This window comes from Nocardia sp. NPDC050413 (assembly GCF_040655475.1).
GTDB classification, from domain to species: Bacteria; Actinomycetota; Actinomycetes; order Mycobacteriales; family Mycobacteriaceae; genus Nocardia; species Nocardia coubleae.
Genome location: NZ_JBFAJZ010000001.1, coordinates 84,322 through 107,699, shown reverse-complemented (window position 1 = coordinate 107,699; position 23,378 = coordinate 84,322). Strand labels below are relative to the sequence as shown.

The window sequence follows — 23,378 nt, the reverse complement described above, 5'->3', positions numbered from 1 at the left end:
GTGTGCTGGACGAGGGGGCTGACCACAGATGAACGATGTGCCGCACATCCTCACCCCCGGCGAGACCTGCTGGCAGATCGCCCGAGCCGACCGCCTGGCCTGCATCATCGACGCGGCCGACTACTTCCGCTACGCCAAATCCGCGATGCTGCGGGCGCGCAAACGGATCGTTCTGATCGGCTGGGACTTCGACACCCGGATCAAGTTCGAACCGCAGGAGAAGACCCTCGACGGGCCGGACCGATTGGGCAAATTCCTGTCGTGGCTGCCGAAACAACGGCCGGACCTCGACATCTATCTGCTGAAGTGGAATGTCGGCGCGTTCGCCGCGATCGGCCGGGGGATGACGCCGATCTTCGTCGCCAACTGGCTGACCGACCGGCGGCTGCACTTCGAAATGGACGGCGCGCATCCGATCGGCTCGGCGCACCATCAGAAGATCATCGTGATCGACGACCAGCTCGCGTTCTGCGGCGGCATCGACATGACCGTGGACCGCTGGGACACCAGCGACCACCGCGACGACAACGCCTACCGAACCGCACCGAACGGCCGCCGCTACGGCCCGTGGCACGACGCGACCACCGCGGTGGACGGCGCCGCCGCGAAGGCGATCGGTGAACTGGCCAGAGCCCGGTGGAAGGCGGCGACCGGGCAGGAACTGGGCCCGGTCGACGAGATCGCCGGGGAAACGCCGTGGCCGGCGGGGCTGGAGCCGACGATGCGGTCCGTCGACGTGGGGATCGCCCGCACTCTTCCCGAACTCGCCGACCGCGCCGAGGTCCGCGAGATCGAGGCGCTGTATCTCGCGGCGATCGCGGGCGCGACCCGTTCGCTCTACATCGAGAGCCAGTACCTGGCTTCGCGCACCCTCGCCGAGGCCATCGCCGCCCGCCTGCGCGAACCGGACGGGCCGGAGATCGTGCTGGTCCTCCCCCGGCATGCCGACGGCTGGCTCGAGCAACTGGCCATGGACGGTGCCCGCCGACGCCTGCTGCATCTGCTGTGGAAGGCCGACACCGAGCAGCGGCTCGGTGTGTACTACCCCGTCACCGCAGACGGTGCGCCCATCTATGTCCATGCCAAGGTGCTGGTGGTGGACGACCGTCTGCTTCGGGTCGGGTCGTCCAACCTCAACAATCGGTCGATGGGTTTCGACACCGAGTGCGACCTCGCCGTCGAGGTCACGCCCGTCACACCCGACGGGGAGGTCCTGCGCGAAACCATTCTCGGCATGCGCCGCCGCCTGCTCTGCGAACACCTCGACACCGATCCCGCAAAGTTCGACGCCACCCTGGCCGAAACGTCCTCGCTCGTGCGCACGGTCGAAGCGTTGCGCGGCGAAGGCCGGACGCTGATCCGATTCGAGCCCGAAACGGTCGCCGACGAGGACAGCCCGCTGGCCGAAAGCGAACTGATGGATCCCGAACGACCCCCAGCGAGGTTGTGGGACAGTCTTTTTCCGAGAGGCGTTCGTCGCCCGGGGCCGACTCGATAAGCGCGGGCGGTTCGACTCAGGGGAACCGGGCGGTGAGGTCGGTCGAGATCTCGTAGTGGCGTACCAGGAACGACCGTTCGTCGAGCTTCTTGCGGCGCAGCCAGCCCGTCACCTCGGCATTGCATTTGCTGGCATTGCACGACGCACACGCGGGTACGACGTTGGCGAGCGTGTAGCGCCCGCCGCGTGAGATCGCCCGCACACAGTCCTTCTGCGGCGACGCGACCGGAGAACCGCAGTACGCACAGCCACCCCAGGACGTCTTGAGTGCGTCCCACTGCACGTCGGTGAGGTCGTGGGCGACGAGCGCCATCCGCTTCTTGCGCTTACGCGCCGCACGAACCTGTTTGCTACCGCCAGTCGGCACGACGGTGAGAATACGCGTTACGACGATGGTCGCGCGCCATTCCACTGTTACCGGGTCTTGATTGCTTCCTCGGTTCACACGGAGCAGAGTTGGGTGGCACAGCGCGAAACACCCCTCCCGAGCACACGCTGATCGGAGAATCATGGGTCACCGGACGAGTTTCGCAGTGTTTGTCGCGACCGTGAGTTTGTTCATCGCCACGGCCTGCGGAACGTCGTCGGATTCCGGCGGCGATACCACCGGCACATCGGCCGGTGCACAGGCCGAACCCGCGTACGCGGCCACCCTCCGGCCGATGATCACCCAGCTCATGAAGGACAACGTCATTCCCGGAGCTGTCGTTGTCGTCAGATCGCCTAAGGAAGGCGACTGGACCGAGACGTTCGGCACCCGTGTCATCGGTGCCGACGATCCCCTGTCGGCGGACGACTACTTCCGCATCGGCAGCAACACCAAAACCATGACCTCGACGGTCATTCTGCAGCTGGTGCAGGAGGGAAAGCTCGCGCTCGAGGACCCGATCGGCAAATACTGGCCGGGCGTGCCGAACGGGGACCAGATCACCATCGCCCAGCTCTCCGAAATGCGCAGCGGGCTATACAGTTACACGTTCGACCCGGAATTCAATGCCACACTCGACAGCGACCCGGACAAGGTGTGGACGCCCGAGGAGATGCTCGCGATCGCCTTCTCCCATCCGGTGAATTTCGCGCCGGGGGAGAAATTCGAGTACAGCAATACCAATACGATCCTGCTCGGCCTCGTCATCGAGAAGGTCACGCAGATGTCGGCTGCCGAGAATTTCCAGAAGCGGATCTTCGAACCGCTCGGCCTGAAGCACACCTCGATGCCCGCCGCGACGGACAACTCGATCCCCGATCCGCACCCGCAGGGCTACGCGTTCGGCACGAATGTCTCCACCATCGACACGTTCGCCCTGCCACCCGAGGAGCAGGCCGCCGCCCTCGCGGGCACGCTGCAACCCGGCAACGCCACCGACGCGAGCCCGTCGTGGACGTGGACCGCCGGTGCCGCTATCGCGACGGCAGGCGATATGGCGACATATGTGCGGGCACTCGTCGAGGGCGACATGCTCGACGAGCAGCTGCAGCGAATCCGGATGGACAGCATCCAACCCATCGACCCCACCGCCCCCGATGTCGCCGGCTACGGCCTCGGCATCGTCCGCTTCGGCAAGCACCTGTTCGGGCACGACGGTCAGATCCCCGGATACATGACCTTCATGGGCCACGACCCGGCCTCGGACCTCACCATCGTGGTCGCCACGAACCTCGCGACAGTGCCCTCGGGCGAGGGCTCAGCCCTTGTCCTAGCCAAAGCCATGCTCCCGGTCTTCTACGGCAACGAACCGGCGCCGGACAGCCCAGCCGCGCCCGACACCGGCGCAACGACCGCGCCCACCGGCCCGACCACGATGCCCCGGTGACGATGCCACGAGCCCGACACATTCCGCCGTGCGCGGCCAGTGCGCATCCGTACGTACCTCGCGGGCGGACCGTGTCAGCGGAGGTGTCAGGAGGGCGTCAGGCTCGTGTCAGGGGCGGCCGACAGAGTGTGTTCATCGAAGAAAGCGGGCCCGCCGAAAAGGGCGGGGCCACAAGCGAAAACGAGGAACACGACATGATCACCACCGCTTCCCTGACCGACCAGGACAAGGCCACCCTGCGCACCGCCGCCTACGGCGCTGTTTCGCTCATTGCCGCCGCGGGCGCGCCGCACAAGGCCGTCCCCCAGGGCACCACCGCCCTGACTTCGGCGACCGGGCTGATCGGGCATGTGCTCTCGGCCAAGTCGCGCGATATCCGCCTGCCGGGCAAGACTGTCGCCGAGTTCGCCGATCATGTCCTGCCTGCCCTGACGGCCGCGGTGGAACTGCTCCACGCCCATGACCCCGCCGAGGCCGACAACTTCCGCGACACCGTCCTCGTCGCCGTCCAGGCCGCCACCCACACCAAGAAGGACCCCACCCCCGCGGTGACCGCGATGGCCGCCAAGATCACCGCCGCCCTCGCCTGACCGCGACCGGAACCGTAAGGGCTGTGCGCAGATTCCCGGATCTACGCACAGCCCTCGACGGCCGCCCGTCGGCCCTGTTATGGTCGATATGACCACAACGAAGGAGAAGGCGATGGCCGACATCAGCAGCTACCCCGGACTGCGGCACCTCAGGGGAGCCCCGACAGTGCACGTCAGACACGTCCGCAAGGGCAAGCTCCTGCACGACGGCACGGGGCTGAGCTTCTGGTTCCGCCCGAGCACGGCGGTGCTCAGCGAGGTTCCGGTGGACGACCGGGAGCTGCCGATGCTCTTCCACGCCCGCACGCACGACCACCAGGACGTCACGGTCCAGCTGACCGTCACCTACCGCTGCACCGATCCCGCGACGACGACGAGCCGGATCGACTTCTCGATCGACCCCGACACGGGGACCTGGCGCCAGGACCCGCTGAGCCAGATCGCCAACACCCTCACCGAGAACACCCAGCAACACGCCCTCGAGGTGCTCGCCACGCTCGATCTCGAGACCGCCATCCGCACCGGCGTCGAAAAGGTCAAGGAAGCCACCCGCAATCTGACCGCGGCCCACATCGGGCTGGAGATCATCGACGTCCGCGTGGTCGCGATCCGCCCCGACGCGGAGATGGAGAAGGCGCTCCAGACCACGGTCCGCGAGAAGGTCCAGCAGGAAGCGGACCGGGCCACCTACGAGCGGCGCGCGCTCGCCGTCGAACGCGAGCGCGCGATCAGCGAGAACGAACTGCAGAACCAGATCGAACTGGCGAAACGGGAGGAGCTCCTGGTGGTCCAGCGCGGCGCCAACGCGCTGGAGAAGGCAGAGGGCCAGGCCAGAGCCGACCGGATCGCCGTCGACGCCAAGGCCGACGGGATCCGCAAGCTCGCCGAGGCCGAGGCGGCCGGCGAGAAGGCGCGCCTGGATGCCTACCGGGACGTCCCCGGGGAAACGCTGTACGCATTGGCGGCGAAGGAACTTGCGGGCAACCTGCCGGAGATCGGCAGCCTCACCCTGACGCCGGACATGATCGCGCCGATCCTGCAACGGTTCACCCGATGAGCCTGGCGCCGCGAATCGTACTGGTGCACAGGCGAACCGAGCTGTCGGAGCTGCTGGCGCGGCACGGGACGCGCGGGCAGGTGGAATTCTTCCTGAACTCGCGTGGCAGGTCACTCGACGAGGTGGTGGAACGCGACCGGCGGACCCGCGCGGCGATCGCCGAGGTCAGTGCGGCCATTCCGCTCGACTGGCGGCGCGGCACGGTCGAGCGCGAAGACCTGTCGCGGTTCCTGTTCGCTCCCGAGGACATCGTGGTGATCGTCGGGCAGGACGGGCTGGTCGCCAATGTCGCCAAGTACCTCGACGGCCAGCCCGTCATCGGCATCAGCCCGGAACCCGGCGTGCTCGCCGAGCACTCCCCCGCCGACGCGACCGAACTCCTGCACAGCACCGGTAACACCGAGGATCGCACGATGGTCGAGGCGAGAACGGACGACGGCGCGACCCTGCGCGCGCTCAACGAGATCTACATCGGCCATCCGAGCCACCAGACCAGCCGGTACCGCCTCCGTGACGAGCGCCAGGCATCATCGGGCATCCTCGTGGGCAGCGGCACGGGTGCGACAGGCTGGTGCCTGTCGGCTCACCGCGAACGGAAAAGCCCTGTCCCCCTTCCTCATCCCACCGAGCGCAGACTCATCTGGTTCGTCCGGGAGGCGTGGCCGTCACCGACCACCGGGATCGCGCACACCGAAGGCGAGATCACCGGCGAAAGCCTGCACATCGACGTGGAGTCCGACGGACTGGTGGCCTTCGGCGACGGCATCGAGCACGACGCACTACGCCTCGGCTGGGGCCAGCGGCTCAGCGTCGGCCTCGCCACCACCAGCCTGCGCCTGGTGCGTTGAAGTTGGACAGTCGGTCGTCGTTATCGGGCAGGCGGAAGAATCAGGGCTGCGTGTCAAGACACAATCCCGGCCATTGATTGTGGTCCCTGACGAGATCGGGGAAATAAATACCGTTTTCGATGTGAAAGCAATTCGCACGAAACGCATCATCGTCTCCGTGATGACCACCGCGCTGGCCTCTCTCGCGCTCGTGAGCACCGCCGCATTGCCGTCGGCACCCGCTGTGGCGGCTCCGAGTTCGGGCGGGCAGATCTCCTTGCAGGGGGCGGCCAATGTCCGCGACATCGGCGGCTACCGCACGTATGACGGGGCAACTGTCAAGTCCGGTAAGGCGATTCGCGCCGACGCCTTGCCCAAGCTGACCGATTGGCGATGTGGCCGTCCTGGCCGGGCGCAATCTGAAATCCGTGGTCGACCTCCGCACACCCGGGGAGGTGCAATTCATGGGGGCCGACCGGTTGCCCGCTGGGGTACCGCTGGTTGCCCGGCCCGTCGACGACACCGGATTGTTCGTCCAGATGATGCAGATCATCCAGTCCAAGGATCCGCAACGTCAGCAAGAAGTATTGGGTAACGGTGGGGCCGAGCGGATCATGAGCGGTGTCTACGCCAGTTTCCTCACCGACGCGTCGCGTGCCGCGTTCGGTGCGACCGTCCGTGAACTCGCGGCCACCGACGGCGCTCTGCTCTATCACTGCACGTCCGGGAAGGATCGGACCGGGTTCCTCACCTATGTGGTGTTGCGCGCGGTCGGCGTCCCCGACCAGACCGCTCGTCAGGATTATCTGCGCTCCAACGAATTCCGCGCCGCCGCGGACGCGAAACTGCGGGAGCAGGTGAAACAGGCAGGCTATATGCAGAACCCCGATCTGCTCATCCCGCTGCAGGAAGTCCGCACCGAATATCTCGACACCGCGGTGCGGAAATTGGAACAGGATTACGGCAGCTTCGGCAAATTCCTCACCGACGGCCTCGGTATCGACGGGATGACGCTGGTGAAACTGCGGAAGAACCTCGTCGGCTGACCAGCGTCGAGAACCCCGCGTGGTGGGTCACGGCTCACGAGCCGTGGCCCACCATCTATTCGTGCCGGGAACCGAACGCTCGCGCGGCTTCGGCGGCGGCGTCGACCAGGATCCGGGCCAGCCTGGCAGTGCCCGGCGGATGCTGCCCGCCGATCCGCCCGGACAGTGACAGCGCGGCGATCCCACCGTCGACCCTGATCGGAACCCCGACGCACACGATCCCGGCAATCGACTCCTCACGATCGAGGGCGACTCCCTGATGATTCCGCACGCGATCCAGTTCGCGATGCAGTTCGCCACGGAGAGCGATGGTGCGGGAGGTGAGACGCGAAAGATGCTGGGGGAAGGCCATTTCGATGACACTCGGCTGGAGGGTGGCCAGCAGTGCCTTGCCGACGGCAGTGCAGTGCGCGGGGATGCGGCCGCCGAGGCGGGTCGGGATACCGGCACCGCCGCGACCGATCACCTTGTCGATGATGAGCACCTCGGGTCCGTCGAGCACACCGAGGTGCGCGACCATGCCGGTGGTTCGGCACAATTCGTGCAGCAGCGGTCCCATCGCGTCGCGAATCTCGTTGTGTTCGATGGCGAGTCCGCCGAGTTCCAGCGCCCGGGTGCCCAGACGGTAGCCGCCGGGTGCGTGCGCGAGCCAGCGCAGCCGGATCATCTGATCGATGATGCGGTGCACGCTCGAACGGGGCAGACCGGTGCGTTCGGCGACGTCGATCAGGGTGCGCATCGGCACGGGTCCGTCGAAGCTGTCCAGGATCAGGGTCATCCGCTCGATCATCGAGACCGGTGCGTGGCCGGTGTGCGCCGTTGTCCGGGGCGCGACGCGTTCGTCGACGGTCATGCCTCACCTCACTGCTGTTGCTGTGGGCATCACTGTGCCGGTCCGGCGGCGCGCGGGAATCGCGGAAACTACGGAAGTCGCGCGCGAGGACTACGGAGATCGCCTCCGCGGAACTCGATGTCGCGACGTCACGCGGTGAGTCGGCTCACCCAGGCGGCGATCTGGGTGCGGGAGGTGAAGCCCAGTTTGGTGAGGATGTGGTCGACGTGGCTCTCGGCGGTGCGGACCGAGATCACCAGTTCCTGCGCGATCCGGCGGTTGCCGTAACCGCGCGCGATCAACATCGCCACGTCGCGCTCCCTTCGCGTCAGCACCTCCAGTCCCGTGTCGACGGCCGTGACCGTCGACGGTTCGCTGCCTGTCGCGTAGTCGACGGCGTCCTCGGCGGTGAGTGCGGCGCCCGCGTCGAAGCAGGTGGCGAACTTCCGCGCACCGAGCGCGTTCTCGACCTGTTCGCGGATCCGCCTGCCGATGAGCTGGGTCATCGCGTGCGCGAGTCGTTGCGAACTGCCCCGGCGGACGGCCGTCGCCGCACCCATCAGCCGTGCCGCGCGCTCGAGGTCGCCGTCGGCGGCGGCCGCCCAGGCCAGGCCGTCGACGCTGGTGGCGATCCAGGCGCACCGGTCGAAGAGCCGGAACAATTCGATCGATCGGCGCAGGGCGGCGACCGCGCCCCGCTGATCACCGTCGCGCTGTTGCTGGGTGCCGACCGCCCAATGGGCGAGTCCGCCCAGCAGGTGGGAGCCGTGTTCGCTGGTCACGGCCAGGAGTTGCTCGCTGAGGGCGCCGGCGTGTGGGTCGTCGAGGGCCAACGCGCAGACAGCGGCGAAGGCCAAACTCTCCATCTCCACGCGTGGGTGCGTGCACTCGCGCGCGCTGACCGACACCGCCAGGGCGATGTCGAGTGCGCCACGCAGATCACCCGAACCGAAAACCAATACGGCTCTGGCCATTTCGGTCTCGGAACACACCTGCGCCGACCCGGTTTCGGCAGCGATCGCGGCACCGGCTCCAGCGAATTCCGCCGCCTTCTCGGACTCGCCGCGCATGGCGGCGATCACCGCGCAAGCAGCCAGCGCCCTGGCCCGGACGACACTGCGCTCGGTGTTCTTGTCCAGCGCCTCCGACAGCCAGCGGTACCCCTCCAGCAGCAGGTGGCAGTGCTCCCAGAACGGCCACAGCTCGGTCGCGATCTCGAGCGCGCGCCGAACACCGGCAGGATCGTCGAGGCAGAACTGCAGCGCGGCACGCAGATTGGCGTGTTCGCGGGCGACATCGCCGAACCAGGTGGTGTCCGCGGAGCTCCAGTACTCGTCGCGACCACGGCGCGCGAGGCGGTAGTAGTACTCGCGATGGGCGATACGGGCGGCATACTCGGCGCCACGCGCGCGCAAACGATCACCGGCGAACTGGCGCAGCGGCTCGAGCATCGTGTACCGGCCCGTGCCGTCGACGCCCGGACCGTAGCTCAGCACGGACTTGTCGACCAGCCCGGTGAGTGCGTCGAGCAGGGTCTGCGGTGTGCCGAGGTGACAGACCGCTTCGGCGGCGACGAGGTCGACACCGCCCGCGAAGACCGACAGCTGCTCCCACAGCCTTTGCTCGTCCGCTGTACACAGGTCGTAGCTCCAGCGAATCGCCGAGGCCAGCGTCTGCTGGCGTTCGGGTGCTGCGCGCGGCCCGGTGGTGAGCAGCCCATCGCGTCGTCGAGGCGGGCAAGGACCTGCTCGGGGGTGAACATCCGCATCCGCAGCGCCGCCAACTCGAGGGCGAGCGGGATGCCGTCGAGGCGTCGGCAGATCGCGACCAAAGTCGCCGGATCGGCTTCGCGCCGTACGAAATTCGGGTCCGCGGCGGTGGCGCGGTCGATCAGCAGGCGGGTCGCCGGGTTGTCGAGATCGGCGTGCTCGGGGCCGGGCACCGGCAGCGGGGCCACAGGCAGAATCTGCTCGCCGGGGACGCCGAGCGGTTCTCGGCTGGTCGCGAGGATCCGCAGGCCGGTGGTTGCCGGGATCAGCCGGTCCGCGAGCGCGGCACACGCGTCGATCACGTGCTCGCAGTTGTCCAGGATCAGCAGGAGATCGGCCTCGGCCAGATGCTCGGTGAGAGCGGTGACCGGCGCGCTGATGTCGTCACGCAATCCGAGCTCGCGTGCCACCGTCGACGCGACCAGATCCGGATCGTTCACATGAGCCAGTTCCACCAGCCACACCCCGTCGGGAAACGCCCGCCGAGCCACCTCCCCCACCCGCCTGCTCAACCGCGTCTTGCCGACCCCACCCACTCCGGTCAACGTGAGCAACCGCGTCCCCCCGAGCAGCTTCCTCGCCGCGGCGACATCATCGTCGCGCCCCACAAAGCTGGTCACCTCCGCCGGAAGATTCCCCGACACCCGCCTGCGCACACCCCACTGTCGCACACGACGTTCCGGCACACAGGCGGACCGCGACGCGGAACGGAAGGCCATCGGTACGCTCACGGGATGGGCGGGGACTTCTCACATCGAGCCGGGCGATGCACGGGGCAACCAAGTGGATGAGCACCCGGACATGTCGCGCCCGGCCCGCCTCGGCACTCACAGTGCTGTCGCCACGGCCCTGGCCCTGCACAGCGACCACGCCTTGCGCGAACTCGTCGACGCGGCCACGCCGGTCGGCACCGGGATCGGCGGGAAGTCGGCGCTGCTCACGGTTGCCGGGACACCCGTTTTCGTGAAGCGAGTGCCACTCACCGACCTGGAACGGCAGCCGGAGCACGTCCGGTCCACGGCGAATCTGTTCGATCTGCCGCAGTTCTACCACTACGGCGTCGGCCTCATCGGTGGGGCGGGGTTCGGGGCCTGGCGGGAGCTCGCCGTGCACATCATGACGACGAACTGGGTGCTGGCCGCCGAACACGAGGGCTTTCCGTTGATGTACCACTGGCGGGTGCTGCCCGATACCACCCCACTGCCGGACGAGCTCGCCGACATCGATCGCGTCGTCGCCTATTGGGACGACCGGCCGCAGGTGCGTCGGCGGATCGAGGCTGTCCGGGACTCTTCGGCGAGCATCGCGCTGTTCCTGGAGTACATTCCGCGCACCCTGCACGAATGGCTCGAGGCCCGGATCGAGGCAGGCGTGGACGCCACCGATCAGGCCTGCGCTATGGTGGAGCGCGAGCTGGCCGACGGCACCGCGTTCATGAACAGCCGTGGACTGCTGCACCTCGACGCGCACTTCCACAACATCCTGACCGACGGTCGACGCCTCTACTTCGCCGACTTCGGTCTCGCGCTCGCCTCCGGGTTCGACCTCGCACCGCACGAAGCCGCGTTCTTCGACCGGAACCAGAGCTACGACCGCGGTTTCACCGCGACCTACCTGGTGAACTGGCTGCTCACGGCGCTGTACGGGCTCCGACGGGGAGACCGGGACAAGCGTCTCGCGATGGCGCGCGGCATCGCCGATGGCGAACCTGCGACGGGAATTCCGGACGGGGCCTCCGCAATCATCACCCGGCACGCGCCGGTCGCCGCCGCGATGTCGACGTTCATGCGCGCGTTCCAGCAGACGAGCCGACAAACACCGTATCCCGACCAGGAGATCCGACAGCTCACAGACGGTACGGCTGCCAGGTGGCGATGGCCCAGATGATGACGATGTCGATGAGGATGACGAGCGCCGACCACGCCGGATAGTAGGGCAGGGAAAGGAAATTGGCGATGATCGACAGGGCGGTGAGGGTGAGGGCGACGACGCGGGCCCAGGTGGCGGTGAGCATCAGGCCGATGGCAACGGCGACGGTGAGGACGCCCAGGACGATGTGGATCCAGCCCCACGTGGTGCTGTCGAGGTCGTAGACGTACTCCACGGGAATGAACAGCACATCGTCGTCGACGACGCCCGCGATACCGCGCACGATGGCGACGATGCCCGCCACCAGCAGCAGGATCGCCGCGAGCATGGTGATCCCGGCGGCCATGCCCTGGCGGACGGGGTGGGGTTCATACGGGTTTGTCGTCATCACGGTTCCTTTTCGTCGGGAGTGGGCCGCCGATCAGGACGTCGGCCCAGCGGGTGGAGGGGTCGATGTCGAGTAGGAGGGCTTTCACCAGGAGAGTGAGGGGGATGGCGAGGATGGCGCCGAGGCCGCCGAGTACCCAGGACCAGAACACCAGGGACAGGAAGGTAATGGTGACGCCGAGTCCTACGGCGTCACCGACGAATTTGGGCTGGATGATCGACTGGATCACGAAGTTGATCGCGCTGTAGACCACGATCACCCACACCATCAGAACCGGTCCGCTGTCGAGCAGGGCCAGCAGCGCGGGTGGGATCACGCCGATGATGAAGCCGATATTCGGGATGTAGTTGGTGATGAACGACAGCAGCGCCCACAGCAGCGGTAACGGCACTCCGAGCAACCACAGCGCACCGCCGTCGATCACCGCCACGATCGCACCGAACACTGTCGAGACGACCAGATATTTGCGGGTGCCCGCCGTGAAACTGCCGAGCGCCTGAGCGATAGCGGGCCGTTCGACGGCGACCACGGCCATTCTCGGCCGGATGCTCATCCCGTCGACCGCCATGAACAGCAACTGCGCGGCCACGAAGAACAGATTCGAGAACACCCCGACCACACCGCCGAGCAGGTTGTCGAGCAACCCGACGAGTTTGCCGAGGTCGATGCCCTGCAAGGCCTTCTGGATCTGGTCGTGGCTCAACCCGGCTGCCTCGAGCCAGCCACGAACAGTATCGAGCAGATCGTCGAGACTGCCGGTGTACTGCGGTAGCCGCGAAGCCAATTGCGCGACCGAAAGCGCGAGCGCCCCACCGAATCCCACCAGAATGAGCAATACCGCACCGAAGGCGAGCAGCATGCCGAGCCAGGCCGGACCACCGCGCTGCTGCACCCTGGTCTGGATCGGCTGCACGGCGATGGTGAGCATCAGGGCCAGAAACGTCGGACCGACCACACCGGCGAAGGCTTTCAACCCCGTGACGCAGATGATGATCGCGGCGATCGACAACAGCACGACGAGACCGCGGGGAATGGACCACCCACCCGCACCGGGAAACTGCCGGACCGTGTCCGTGGTGTGCATGCGACGACGCTAATCCCGTGCGCACTGCCTCCGGATCACCCGTTCGGGGTGAATTCGCCGCGCGGTCGGTGCGAAATTCATCCATTACGGGTGATTTCGTGGGCGCCGCCGCTTTCTACGCTTGGCCGGACATGGCGAAAGGATCGCGATGCTCGGTTTTCTCGTTCCCACCGATCAGCGCCGCACCCTCGACGAACTGACCGACAAACTCGACCTGTCGGTGGGCTCGGTCGCGGCGAAGCGCTCGGCGTTCTGGATCATGCTCGTGCTCTCGGCGGTGATCGCGATCTCCGGTGTGGTCGGTGATTCCACGGCCACCGTGATCGGCGCGATGATCGTCGCCCCGCTGTCGATCCCGATCCTCGGGGTCGCTCTCGGTGTGGCGACCGGGCGCGGGGCGCTGGTGGGTCGCAGCCTGCTGCTGGTGGTCGCCGGGATCGCGGTGGTTGTCGTGCTCGGTTTCCTGTTCGCGCAGCTGCTACCGAATCCGGTGAATGTGCTGTCGAACGCGCAGGTCGTCGGGCGGACCTCACCCAAACTGATGGATCTGACCGCGGCCCTCGCCACCGGTCTCGTCGCGGCGGTGGCGATCACTCGCCGTGATGTGGGTGACGTGCTGCCCGGTGTCGCCATCGCGATTTCGCTGGTGCCGCCGCTGGGTGTGGTCGGGGTGTGCCTCGGCTCGCAGGCGCCCGCCCTGGCACTGGGTGCGTTCGTGCTGTTCGCCTCCAACATGCTGGCGATGATCATCACCACCACCACGGTGCTGCTGCTGGCCGGATACGGGCGCGACGCCGAGGCGCCGACCGGTGGTCGCGGGCGCGCCTACGTGGTGCTCGGCGCGGCGCTGATCCTGGTAGCGGTGCCGATGGTGATCAATTCGCTGTCGACGCTGTGGGCCGGGCAGATCTCCGACGTCGCCCGCGACTGGCTGCGCGAACAGCCCGGCGCCCAGGTGGTCGACGTGACACTGCAGGGCGACACCGCCACCATCGCCGTCCTCGGTCCGCAACAGCTGCCCGACCTGGGCGAATTGCAGCGCCGGGTCGACGATCTCGTGCCCTGGCACCCCGACGTCGTGGTCGTGCACAACGTCGGGAGCCGGGTGCGACCACGGTGACACCGACGTCGCCGCAACACCCGACGTGTTCACCGGCCGGTGGGCGCTCAGCACGAAAGTGAGGGATCAACAATGGATTTCTGGGACGTCATCTGGGCCATTGTCGTAAGTTTCGCGTTCATCGCCTATCTGCTGCTGATCTTCGTCATCCTGACCGATCTCTTCCGGGACCGGAAGACCTCGGGCTGGGTGAAGGCGATCTGGGTGCTGTGCCTGTTCCTCTTCCCGTTGATCACCGGGCTGGTGTATTTGATCGTGCGCGGTGACGGAATGGGCGAACGCACCGCCGAAGCCGAGCAGCAGGCCAAAGCCGCGACCGACCAATACATCAGGGAAACCGCGGGCACCAGTTCGGCCGCCCAGATCGCCGACGCCAAGAAACTGCTGGACTCGGGAGCCATCACCGAGGCCGAATTCCAGCAACTCAAGGCCAAAGCACTGGCCTGATTTCGCACCGCGTCCGAACCGATGGCCACCGGTTACCCGGGAGGCCATCGGTTTTCCGGCGGCCTCAGCCGAGTAATTTCGCCTTGGCGGCGGCGAATTCGGCGTCGGACAGCGCGCCCGCCTGCCGGAGTTCGCTGAGCTTTGTCAGTTCGCCCACCACATCGACGCCACCCCTCGGCGATGCCGGTGCCGGGGGCGGGGGCGCAGGCGGAGCGTAAGCCTGCTGGGCAGCCAACTGCTGATCGGCGTAAGCCTGCTGTTCGGCGTTGCGGCGGCGCGCCCGATTGTTCACTGCGTTGGAGGTGGCGGTCGCGGTGCCCGCGACCACGGCGGTTCTGGCCACCGCACCCAACAGCCCCGGCCTGCCTGCCCGGCCCATCCGAAGTGGCATATCCATGTCCTTTCTAGGCGCCGGTCGCCGCGGCGACGGCGGCGTCGACGGAGTCACGTGGGACCTGGACGTGCAGCGCCACCTCACCGTCGACCGCGCGCACCGCGGCCGCAAGACTCGCGGCCCAGGTCTCCTCGAACACCAGCACTACCGCGGTGGTGCCGGGTTCCATGGAGGCGCGGACGACATCGAGGTCGGCATCGCTGACCAAGTCGATGTCTGCCGCGGTCAGCCCGGTAGGAGTGGCCACGGGACGCATCACCCGATTCGGGTGAGCCGCGTGCGGTGCGCGTATCTCCTCCGGCACGCGCGAATCTCATCCGTCACGTGTGAGGCGGGGCGCCCACCTGTGCGTTTACGGTCGCGCTATGGGTCCGGTCATCGGAGATCTGCTTCCGCTCGCCGTCGGTGTCGCGCTGTCACCGATACCGATCGTGGCGACGATTCTCATGATTCTGTCGGCTCGTGGAAAAGGCGCGGCGATCGGATTCGCCACCGGGTGGGTACTCGGCATTCTGGTGGTGACCGGGGTGGTGACGCTGTTCGCCGGCAACCTCGGCGGGTCCGACGACAGCGAACCCGGTGCGGCGGCGGCGTGGATCAAGATCGTCCTCGGGGTGCTGCTCGTGGGGTTGGCGGTGAAACAGTGGCAGGCACGCTCACAGACCGAGGTGCCGGGCTGGATGCGGGCGATCGACACCCTCACCCCGGTGAAGGCGACCGGGCTCGGGGCATTGCTGTCCGGGGTCAACCCGAAGAACCTGCTGCTGTGCGTGTCGGCGGGTGTCGCGATCGGGGCGACAGGCCTGGGCACCGGCGGCGCGCTCGGCGCGATCGTGGTGTTCACGGTGCTCGCGTCGGCCACGGTGCTGACCGTTGTGCTCGGCTATCTCATGGCGGCCGAGCGGCTCGGCCCGGCGCTCGACCGGCTCCGGGTGTGGTTGCAGGACAACAATCACGCCGTCATGGCCATCGTGCTGCTGATCATGGGTGCGGTGGTCCTCGGTAAAGGGCTGGGCGGATTGCAGGGGTGAGACGGATGTCGGTACCGGTGTTCACATCCCTACGTGGCTATCGCGGTGCCTGGGTGCGTCCCGACGTGATCGCCGGGCTCACGGTCTGGGCGGTGCTGGTGCCCGAGGCGCTGGCCTACGCCTCCATCGCCGGGGTGCCGCCGGTGGTCGGCCTGTACGCGGCGGTACCCGCCCTGGTGCTCTACGCGCTGGCAGGCAGTTCCCGGCACCTGGTGGTCGGCCCGATGTCGGCGACCGCGGCGCTGTCGGCGGCGATCGTCACCCCGCTGGCCGGCGCCGACGGCGGCCGCTACATCGCCCTGACCGCGGCCCTGGCCGTCTGCACCGGCATCGTCGGCCTGCTGGCCGGGCTGATCCGGCTGGGATTCATCGCGAGCTTCATCTCCGGGCCGGTGCTGAAAGGTTTCATCGTCGGGCTGGCCCTCGTCATCATCATCGGCCAGGTACCCAAGCTGCTCGGGCTGCACAAGCACGAGGGAAACTTCTTCGAACAAGCCTGGGGAATCCTGAGCGACCTCGGTGAGATCGATTGGCGCACAACTGTTATCGGTGCGCTGAGCCTGGCGCTGGTGCTGGCGGTGCGGCGCTGGTTGCCGATGGTGCCCGGCGCCCTGCTCGCCGTGGTGCTCGGCATCGCCGCGGTGCACATGCTCGGCCTCGACGACAAGGGTGTCGCGATCGTCGGGCACATCGACGCGGGTCTCCCCCAATTCGGCATGCCGACCGGACTCGATCTCGGCGACTATCTCGAGCTGCTCGGTCCCGCGGTCGGCGTGGTGCTGATCGGCTTCGCCGAAGGTCTCGGCGCCGCCAAAACCTATGCGGCCAAGGCCGGTTACCAGGTCGACCCCAACCGGGAGCTGCTCGGGCTCGGCGCCGCCAATATCGGCTCGGGGCTGAGTTCGGGCATGGTGGTCAACGGCAGCCTGTCCAAGACCGCCGTCAACGGTGGCGCCGGGGCGAAAACGCAGCTCAGCGGCCTGGTGGTGGCCGGGCTGACCATCCTCACGCTGCTGTTTCTCACCGGTCTGTTCGAGAAGCTGCCGGAGGCGACGCTGGCGGCGGTGGTAATCGCGGCGGTGATCGAACTCGTCGACTTCGCCGCCCTGCGCCGGCTCTACGGGGTGTGGACCGGCCTGCTCGGCGGCATCTACGGGCACGCCGCCCGTGCCGATTTCGTCGCCGCCATGGCCGCCCTGCTCGGCGTGCTGCTGTTCGACACGCTGCCCGGACTGCTCATCGGGATCGGTGTCGCGGTGCTGCTGCTGGTCTACCGCGCCTCCCAACCGCACGTCGCCGAACTGGGCAAGAGCGGCTCGCTCTGGGTGGACAAGGCCAGACATGCGGACCTGCCGACCCGGCCCGACCTGCTGGTGGTGCGCGTCGAATCCGGGCTCTTCTTCGCCAACGCCGACTTCGTGCGCGAACACATCGAGGCACTGTGCACCGAGTCGACCCGGCTGGTGGTCCTCGACGCCGAAACCTCGCCGTCACTGGACGTCACCGCCGCCGACATGCTGCTCGACCTGCGAAAAGAACTGGCCCGCAAGCGCATCGACTTCCGAATCGCCCGCTCGGTGGCGCAGTTCGGGGCCGAACTCGGCTCCGCCGTGGTCGGCGCGACCCCCATCCAGGTGTATCCGACGGTCGCCGAGGCCGCCGCCGACCTACCCGATTCCGGAAAGGAACACCCATGAACGGCATCATCGTCGCGCTGGTCGGTGCCCTGCTGTGCTTCTACGGGGTCCGCTCGGTGCACCTGGGCATCCTCGCCATCGGGTTCGGCCTCGGCTGGCTCGTCGCCGACCTGTTCAACGCGTCGTTCTGGTGGCTGCTGCTGATCGCGCTGATCGGCGCGGTGTCGGCCTGGGTGGTGACCTCGCTGATCTTCCGCTTCGCGGCCTACTTCATCGGCGGCCTCACCGGCGCGATGATCGGCACCAAAGTCGCCACGGTGCTGCAACCGGGCGACAAGAACTGGGCACTGAGCATGATCGTCGCCGCCGCGGTCTGCGTGTCCGGGGCTTTCCTGGCCGACAAGTTCCGGGCCCGCGCCCTGCTGTGGCTGACCTCGATCGGCGGCGCGAGCATGATCCTGTCGGGCCTGGGCCGGATGAGCGACCTCGAGTTCCTGCGCGAACCCGAACCCGGCTGGCAGCAGGTCACCGCCACCCTGGCCTGGATCGGGCTGTCGGTCTGTGGGTGGCTCGTGCAGCGGCGGCTGTTCGCCGAGCGGCTCGGCATCGAACCGGAGGCCGACGAACCGCCCTCGCGCAACATCGGCGGCAAGTGGCCGAGCCGGTGACGACAGGAATTCACCCGGAGCGGGTGAGGCGGCATCACCTCCTCCGATGTGATGCTGCGGGAGAGGGCCGTCCGGCACGGTCGCCGCAGGTAACCGAGCACAGTGGAAAGGGATTCGATGACCAGTCCGCAGGAAGCTTCCGAAACCATCGAGGCAGGCAATGCCGAGGTGCTGCGCACGATGCCCTTCGGCGACGACCAGGATTTCGCGGACGCCGACCGCGGGTTCATCGCCGCGCTCACCCCGCCGGTGGTCCGCAATGCCGCCGGTGACGTGGTGTGGGACAGCGGGTCTTTCTCCTTCCTCGACGACGAATGCCCCGCCACGGTGAATCCGAGCCTGTGGCGGCAGTCGAAACTGACGGTGAAGCAAGGGTTGTACGAGGTCACCGACGGCATCTACCAGATCCGCGGGCTCGACCTGTCGAACATGACGGTGATCGAGGGAGACACCGGCGTGATCGTGATCGACCCGCTGATCTCGGTGGAAACCGCGGCCGCCGGGCTGGCGCTGTATCGCGAACATCGTGGTGATCGTCCGGTGGTCGGGGTCATCTACTCGCACTCCCATATCGACCACTTCGGTGGGGTGAGGGGGGTGACCACTCAGGACGACGCCGACGCGGGCCGCTGCGTGATCATCGCGCCCGCCGGCTTCACCGAGCACGCCGTCGAGGAGAACGTCTACGCGGGCACAGCCATGGCCCGGCGCGCGGCCTACATGTACGGCGCCGCGCTGCCGCGTGGGCCGGTCGGCGCCGTGGGCGCGGGCCTGGGGCCGACCACCTCGACCGGTCAGCCGAGTCTGATCACGCCCACCGTGTCGATCGACCACACCGGTCAGGCGGTCACCGTCGACGGTGTGGCGATCGAGTTCCAGATGACCCCCGGCACCGAGGCGCCCTCGGAGATGAACTTCTACTTCCCCGCCCGGCGCGCGCTGTGCATGGCCGAGAACGCCACGCACACCTTGCACAACCTGCTCACCCTGCGCGGCGCCCTGGTGCGTGACCCGCATGTGTGGTCCAAGTACCTCACCGAGGCGATCAACCGCTACGCCGGGCGAACCGACGTGGTGTTCGCCTCGCACCACTGGCCGACCTGGGGCACCGAGCGGCTCACCGAGTACCTGTCGATCCAGCGCGACCTCTACGGCTACCTGCACGATCAGACGTTGCGCTGGATCAACAAGGGCGCCACCGGAACCGAGATCGCCGAGGACTTTCCGATACCGCCCGCGCTGGCGGACAACTGGTCGGCCCACGGGTACTACGGTTCGATCAGCCACAACGTCAAAGCCATCTATCAGCGCTACATGGGCTGGTTCGACGGCAACCCGGCGAATCTGTGGCAGCACAGCACCGTCGACGCCGCCGTCCGGCACGTGGACTTCATGGGTGGCGCCGACGAGGTCGTCGCCAAAGCGCGAAAGTCCTTCGCCGACGGTGACTTCCGGTGGGTCGCGCAGGTACTGAATTACGTGGTCTTCGCCGACCCGAACCATGCCGAGGCCAAGGCGTTGCAGGCAGATACCCTCGAACAGCTCGGCTACGGTTCCGAGAACGGCACCTGGCGCAATTTCTTCCTGATGGGCGCCTACGAACTGCGCAACGGCGGCATCGGTACGCCGCTGGCCAGTGTGGCCCCCGACATCCTGAACCAGCTGACGGTCGAGCAGGTTTTCGATGCGGTCGCATTACGGATCGACGGACCGCGAGCCTGGTCGGCCGACATCGTGATCGACTGGCGCCTCAGCGACACCGGCGTTGTGCACCGCACCCATTTGCGCAACGGCCTGCTTGTCCACTTCGACGTCGACGGGGACTTCCCACCCGCGACAACCACCTTCACGCTCACAGCCGACGATCTACGGTCGGCGCTGCTCGGCGGTGGCGACCTGGCCGCGATGATCGAAGCCGGCCAGGTCACTGTCGAAGGCGACGCGGGCAAGCTGACCGAACTCGTCGGCTATCTCGATACCCCGGACCCCGATTTCGCCATCGTCACCCCCTGAGCCGGTCCGGCGCACCGGCTGCGCGAGCGGCGCCGGACTCGCACCGTTCGGGTGGGAAGGAGCGTGCATGCGGAACCCGCCGCCCGGTCGACGGATGACGAAAGCCGATGTGGTCGCGGGCATTCCGGGTGCCATCGGCGGTGTACCCGACGGGATGGCGGCCGGGCTGCTGGCCGGGGTGAGCCCGGTGCACGGGCTCTACGCGAGCATGGCCGGACGGTTCTTCGGCGGCTTCGGCACCAGCACCCGGTTGATGGTGGTCACCACCACCAGCGCCTCGGCACTGGCGGCGGGCTCGGTCCTCACCGAACTGCCACCCGAGCAGCGTTCGGCGGCGCTGGTCTTGCTCACACTGTTCGCGGGAACGGCGATGATCGTGGCCGCGGTGCTGCGGTTGGGCCGCTACACCCGGTTCGTGTCGCATTCGGTGATGACCGGATTCCTGCTCGGCGTGGCCGCGAACATCGTGTTCGGCCAGCTGCCCGAATTGCTCGGCGCACCGTCGGAGGGCTCGGTGGCGGTGCGCAAAGCGCTGCATGTGGTGCTGCACCCGTGGCAGATCGACTGGCGTTCGGCGGTGGTGGGGATCGTGGCCATCGGGTTGCTGCTCGGGTTGGCGCGCACCAGGTTACGGGCCGTGGCAGCGCTGATCGGGTTGGCCGTGCCCGCCGGTTTGGTGCTCGGTGCGGGCTGGGATTCGGTGGCCACGGTCTCCGACGCCGGTGCGATTCCACGCGGGTTCCCCCTGCCGCATCTGCCTGATTTCGGTGCGTTGTCGCCGTCGCTGATCACGGGCGCCCTCGCGGTGACCGTGATCGTGCTGGTCCAGGGAGCGGGCGTCGCCGAATCGGCGCCCAACCCGGATGGGGCAAGGGCGAGAACCGATCGGGACTTCTGCGCCCAGGGCGTCGGGAATCTATGCTCGGCCCTGTTCCGCGGCATGCCGGTGGGCGGTTCGGTAGGTCAGACCGCCATCAATGTCACCTCCGGTGCCCGCACCCGGTGGGGCGGCATCTGGTCGGGGCTGTGGATTCTGGTCATCCTCGTCGCGTTCAGCGCGGTGGTGGGGCGCGTGCCGATGCCGACGCTGGCCGCGATCCTCATCGTCGCCGCCGCCGGTGCGATGGAACCGGCTCGGCTGAGGGGCATTTGGAGCAGCGGCATCCTTTCGCGCACCGCGCTGGTGGTGACCTTCGTGGCGACTCTGCTGTTGCCGGTGACCACGGCGGTCGGCGTGGGCGTTGCCATCTCGCTACTGCTGCAGCTCAACCAGGAAGCGATGGATCTGCGCGTGGTGCGGTTACGAGTCGACGGCGACCGCTTACTGGAATCGCAGGTGCCCGAACATCTTTCCGCCCACCAGATCGTCATCCTCGACGTCTACGGCAGCCTCTTCTACGCGGGCGCGCGCACCCTGCAATCGCGGCTACCCGACCCGGCCGGGGCCGACGGTGCGGTGGTGATCCTGCGGTTGCGCGGGCGGACCAGTGTGAGCGCGACCTTCCTGCACGTCATCGCCGACTACGCACGCAGGCTCGACGAGGTGGGTGGGCGACTGTACCTCAGCGGCGTCGACCCGCGGATCCGCGAGGTCTGGACCGACGAACTGCTCGACAGCCAGGGCATTCACATCGAGTTCTATCCGGCATCCAGCACCATCGGCGAGTCGACGTTGTCGGCCTACGCCGACGCCGAGGTGCGGATCGAGCACCCGCGGAGGACGTGATGGGCGGACTGCTGGTCATGCTGCTGCCGGAGATCATCGGCTTGATGATCACCCCGGGCGCGGTGATCGGTTGTGTGCTGCTGCTGCGCTCACGCGAACCTGTGCGCAACGCGGCGATGTTCGGCGGCGGATTCCTGACCGTCTACGGACTCGTCGCCCTCGCGGCGATCCTCGGCGGCGCGTCCGATCCGGCGGCCACCTCGGCGCGCACCTCCTCGGCGGCCGGGCTCGTCGTCGGTCTGCTGTTCCTCGCGGCCGGTGGCTGGCTGCTGGTACGCAATCCACGCACCACTGCCGAACGCCCGAGGCTGCTCGCCGAACTCGACTCCGCCGGACCACGCAAGGCCTATGTGCTCGGGTTGGTACTCGGCGTGCTCAACCCGAATGTGTTCATCATGCTCGCCGGGCTGAGCACCATCTCGAGTTCGGCGGTCGGCGTCGGCGCGGCACTGACGGCCACCCTGGTTCTGCTGGTGGCCGCCATCGCCGACTTCCTGATCCCCGTCGGCATCTTCCTCGCCGCCGGTGCGCGCGCCGAGAGCGCCCTTGCCACCGCCGAATCCTGGATGCTCGCGCACAGCCGCACCCTGACCCTGGCGGTGCTGCTCGGTTTCGGCGCCCTGTTCACCGTCCGGGGAATCGTCAGCCTCGCGGGCTGATCTCGCGGTGGTTCAGGCCTGGGGCGGGTCGACGAAGATGTCGTATTCGAGATTGTCACTGCCCCCATAAGCGGAGAAGTCGGTCCGGCCTTCGGCTCGCAGGACTTCCACGTCGAGGAAGGTGTTGCCGGTGACCGTCCGGGCATCCTTTTCGAGGATCGCGATCGCGGCGTCGGCCACGATCTGCGGGGTGCGGGCCTTCGCGGTCGCCTCGTCGCCGCCGAGCAGGTTCTGGACCGCGGCGGTGGCGATGAGCGTCTCGGGCCACAGGCAGTTCGCGGCGACGCCGTGCTCGACGTACTCGGCGGCCCAGCCGAGCGTCAACAGGGACATGCCGTACTTGGCCACCATATAGGCGGGGTGGGCACCCAGCCAGGCGGGTGCGAGGTTCAGCGGGGGCGACAGGCTCAGGATGTGGGCGTTGTCGCTGCGGCGCAGGTGCGGCAGGCAGGTGCTGGTGAGTAGATAGGTACCGCGCAACTGGATCTGCTGCATGAGATCGAACCGTTTGACGGGCAGCTCTTCGGTCGGGGCGAGCGCGATGGCCGACGCGTTGTTGACGCAGTAGTCGATGCCACCGAACCGCTCGACGGTCCGGCGCACGGCCTCGGTGACCGATGCCTCGTCACGGACGTCGCCGACCACCGCCAGCGCCTGCCCACCCGCCGCCTCGATCTCGGCGGCCGCCGTGTGGATGGTGCCGGGCAGCCGTGGATCGGGAAAATCGGTCTTGGCCAGCAGCGCGATATTGGCGCCCTGACGCGCGGCGGCGAGCGCGATGGCCAGCCCGATGCCGCGGCTGCCGCCCGACATGATCATCGTGCGTCCGGCCAGCGGTGAGGTAGATGTCGTCATGCCCGGCGACATTACATATCTTCAACAGCCGTAGCAATAGTGAAATAGGTACAC

Annotated in this window: 24 protein-coding genes and 1 pseudogene; 16 read left to right on the top strand and 9 right to left on the bottom strand. The window is 67.6% G+C overall.

The features are described 5' to 3' along the window. The first annotated feature begins 28 nt into the window (after positions 1–28). Positions 29–1,498 carry a phospholipase D-like domain-containing protein gene (locus AB0I19_RS00550; RefSeq protein WP_357142972.1) on the top strand — a complete coding sequence of 490 codons (1,470 nt, stop codon included), beginning with the start codon at positions 29–31 and terminating at the stop codon, positions 1,496–1,498. A 16-nt stretch (positions 1,499–1,514) separates the two neighbouring features. Here AB0I19_RS00550 and AB0I19_RS00545 read toward each other — a convergent pair whose 3' ends face one another. After that, complete coding sequence (locus AB0I19_RS00545; RefSeq protein ID WP_357142970.1) at positions 1,515–1,865, bottom strand: HNH endonuclease signature motif containing protein; 351 nt, start codon at positions 1,863–1,865, stop codon at positions 1,515–1,517. A gap of 181 nt (positions 1,866–2,046) precedes the next feature. Here AB0I19_RS00545 and AB0I19_RS00540 point away from each other — a divergent pair, with 181 nt between their 5' ends. The 6 genes and pseudogenes from AB0I19_RS00540 (at position 2,047) to AB0I19_RS00515 (ending at position 6,832) form a co-directional block, all read left to right on the top strand. Next, positions 2,047–3,312: a serine hydrolase domain-containing protein gene (locus AB0I19_RS00540; protein ID WP_357142968.1), complete on the top strand. Its 1,266-nt coding sequence runs from the start codon at positions 2,047–2,049 to the stop codon at positions 3,310–3,312. Between the two features lie 194 nt (positions 3,313–3,506). Next, the gene (locus AB0I19_RS00535) at positions 3,507–3,902 is read left to right on the top strand and encodes a hypothetical protein (protein ID WP_357142966.1); all 396 of its coding nucleotides are present in this window, start codon (positions 3,507–3,509) and stop codon (positions 3,900–3,902) included. Between the two features lie 88 nt (positions 3,903–3,990). Then, the gene (locus AB0I19_RS00530) at positions 3,991–4,959 is read left to right on the top strand and encodes an SPFH domain-containing protein (protein ID WP_357142964.1); all 969 of its coding nucleotides are present in this window, start codon (positions 3,991–3,993) and stop codon (positions 4,957–4,959) included. A gap of 23 nt (positions 4,960–4,982) precedes the next feature. Further along, a complete protein-coding gene (locus tag AB0I19_RS00525; protein WP_357142962.1) occupies positions 4,983–5,807 on the top strand; it encodes a hypothetical protein in 825 nt (274 codons plus the stop codon). Between the two features lie 160 nt (positions 5,808–5,967). Then, positions 5,968–6,120: pseudogene (locus AB0I19_RS00520) on the top strand (protein-tyrosine-phosphatase); the annotation flags it as partial. 61 nt (positions 6,121–6,181) lie between these two features. Beyond that, complete coding sequence (locus tag AB0I19_RS00515; protein ID WP_357142960.1) at positions 6,182–6,832, top strand: tyrosine-protein phosphatase; 651 nt, start codon at positions 6,182–6,184, stop codon at positions 6,830–6,832. Between the two features lie 55 nt (positions 6,833–6,887). Here the strand turns inward: AB0I19_RS00515 and AB0I19_RS00510 are convergent, their stop codons facing one another. The 3 genes from AB0I19_RS00510 to AB0I19_RS00500 form a co-directional block, all read right to left on the bottom strand. After that, a complete protein-coding gene (locus AB0I19_RS00510; protein WP_357142959.1) occupies positions 6,888–7,685 on the bottom strand; it encodes an IclR family transcriptional regulator in 798 nt (265 codons plus the stop codon). 128 nt (positions 7,686–7,813) lie between these two features. Beyond that, the gene (locus AB0I19_RS00505; protein ID WP_357142957.1) at positions 7,814–9,160 is read right to left on the bottom strand and encodes a helix-turn-helix transcriptional regulator; all 1,347 of its coding nucleotides are present in this window, start codon (positions 9,158–9,160) and stop codon (positions 7,814–7,816) included. Beyond that, complete coding sequence (locus AB0I19_RS00500; RefSeq protein ID WP_357142955.1) at positions 9,154–10,041, bottom strand: AAA family ATPase; 888 nt, start codon at positions 10,039–10,041, stop codon at positions 9,154–9,156. Before AB0I19_RS00500 ends, AB0I19_RS00505 begins: the two co-directional genes overlap by 7 nt. A gap of 175 nt (positions 10,042–10,216) precedes the next feature. On the opposite strand from AB0I19_RS00500, the gene AB0I19_RS00495 reads away from it, so the two are divergent. Further along, on the top strand, positions 10,217–11,320 hold the full coding sequence (locus tag AB0I19_RS00495; RefSeq protein ID WP_357142953.1) for a protein kinase family protein: 1,104 nt from the start codon (positions 10,217–10,219) through the stop codon (positions 11,318–11,320). Here the strand turns inward: AB0I19_RS00495 and AB0I19_RS00490 are convergent. Together AB0I19_RS00490 and AB0I19_RS00485 are read right to left on the bottom strand one after the other, a co-directional pair. After that, complete coding sequence (locus tag AB0I19_RS00490; RefSeq protein ID WP_357142951.1) at positions 11,280–11,690, bottom strand: hypothetical protein; 411 nt, start codon at positions 11,688–11,690, stop codon at positions 11,280–11,282. The genes AB0I19_RS00495 and AB0I19_RS00490 overlap by 41 nt on opposite strands. Further along, positions 11,671–12,774, bottom strand: coding sequence for an AI-2E family transporter (locus tag AB0I19_RS00485; RefSeq protein WP_357142950.1), 1,104 nt, complete (start codon positions 12,772–12,774; stop codon positions 11,671–11,673). The genes AB0I19_RS00490 and AB0I19_RS00485 overlap by 20 nt, the downstream gene beginning before the upstream one ends. 148 nt (positions 12,775–12,922) lie before the next feature. Between AB0I19_RS00485 and AB0I19_RS00480 the strand changes: the two genes are divergently transcribed. Both AB0I19_RS00480 and AB0I19_RS00475 read left to right on the top strand, forming a co-directional pair. Further along, positions 12,923–13,894 (top strand): DUF389 domain-containing protein, encoded by a 972-nt coding sequence (locus tag AB0I19_RS00480; protein ID WP_357142948.1) that lies wholly within the window; start codon positions 12,923–12,925, stop codon positions 13,892–13,894. Positions 13,895–13,966: 72 nt separating this feature from the next. Further along, entirely contained in the window at positions 13,967–14,341 is a 375-nt protein-coding gene (locus tag AB0I19_RS00475) for an SHOCT domain-containing protein (protein ID WP_357142946.1), read from the top strand. A 64-nt stretch (positions 14,342–14,405) separates the two neighbouring features. Here the strand turns inward: AB0I19_RS00475 and AB0I19_RS00470 are convergent, their stop codons facing one another. Together AB0I19_RS00470 and AB0I19_RS00465 are read right to left on the bottom strand one after the other, a co-directional pair. Further along, positions 14,406–14,732, bottom strand: a complete 327-nt coding sequence (locus AB0I19_RS00470) for an SHOCT domain-containing protein (RefSeq protein WP_357142944.1) — start codon at positions 14,730–14,732, stop codon at positions 14,406–14,408. A gap of 13 nt (positions 14,733–14,745) precedes the next feature. Next, the gene (locus tag AB0I19_RS00465; RefSeq protein ID WP_357142943.1) at positions 14,746–14,982 is read right to left on the bottom strand and encodes a hypothetical protein; all 237 of its coding nucleotides are present in this window, start codon (positions 14,980–14,982) and stop codon (positions 14,746–14,748) included. Between the two features lie 118 nt (positions 14,983–15,100). Here AB0I19_RS00465 and AB0I19_RS00460 point away from each other — a divergent pair, with 118 nt between their 5' ends. From AB0I19_RS00460 to AB0I19_RS00435, 6 genes are all read left to right on the top strand, one after another. After that, positions 15,101–15,766, top strand: a complete 666-nt coding sequence (locus tag AB0I19_RS00460) for a GAP family protein (protein ID WP_357142941.1) — start codon at positions 15,101–15,103, stop codon at positions 15,764–15,766. Between the two features lie 5 nt (positions 15,767–15,771). Beyond that, positions 15,772–17,463 carry a SulP family inorganic anion transporter gene (locus AB0I19_RS00455; RefSeq protein WP_357142939.1) on the top strand — a complete coding sequence of 564 codons (1,692 nt, stop codon included), beginning with the start codon at positions 15,772–15,774 and terminating at the stop codon, positions 17,461–17,463. Further along, entirely contained in the window at positions 17,460–18,071 is a 612-nt protein-coding gene (locus AB0I19_RS00450) for a DUF4203 domain-containing protein (RefSeq protein WP_357142937.1), read from the top strand. Before AB0I19_RS00455 ends, AB0I19_RS00450 begins: the two co-directional genes overlap by 4 nt. A gap of 117 nt (positions 18,072–18,188) precedes the next feature. After that, positions 18,189–20,084: an alkyl sulfatase dimerization domain-containing protein gene (locus tag AB0I19_RS00445; RefSeq protein ID WP_357142935.1), complete on the top strand. Its 1,896-nt coding sequence runs from the start codon at positions 18,189–18,191 to the stop codon at positions 20,082–20,084. A 67-nt stretch (positions 20,085–20,151) separates the two neighbouring features. Then, entirely contained in the window at positions 20,152–21,810 is a 1,659-nt protein-coding gene (locus tag AB0I19_RS00440) for a SulP family inorganic anion transporter (RefSeq protein WP_357142933.1), read from the top strand. After that, the gene (locus AB0I19_RS00435; RefSeq protein ID WP_357142931.1) at positions 21,810–22,469 is read left to right on the top strand and encodes a GAP family protein; all 660 of its coding nucleotides are present in this window, start codon (positions 21,810–21,812) and stop codon (positions 22,467–22,469) included. Before AB0I19_RS00440 ends, AB0I19_RS00435 begins: the two co-directional genes overlap by 1 nt. A gap of 12 nt (positions 22,470–22,481) precedes the next feature. Here AB0I19_RS00435 and AB0I19_RS00430 read toward each other — a convergent pair whose 3' ends face one another. After that, positions 22,482–23,324 carry an NAD(P)-dependent oxidoreductase gene (locus AB0I19_RS00430; RefSeq protein WP_357142929.1) on the bottom strand — a complete coding sequence of 281 codons (843 nt, stop codon included), beginning with the start codon at positions 23,322–23,324 and terminating at the stop codon, positions 22,482–22,484. Between the last annotated feature and the right edge of the window lie 54 nt (positions 23,325–23,378).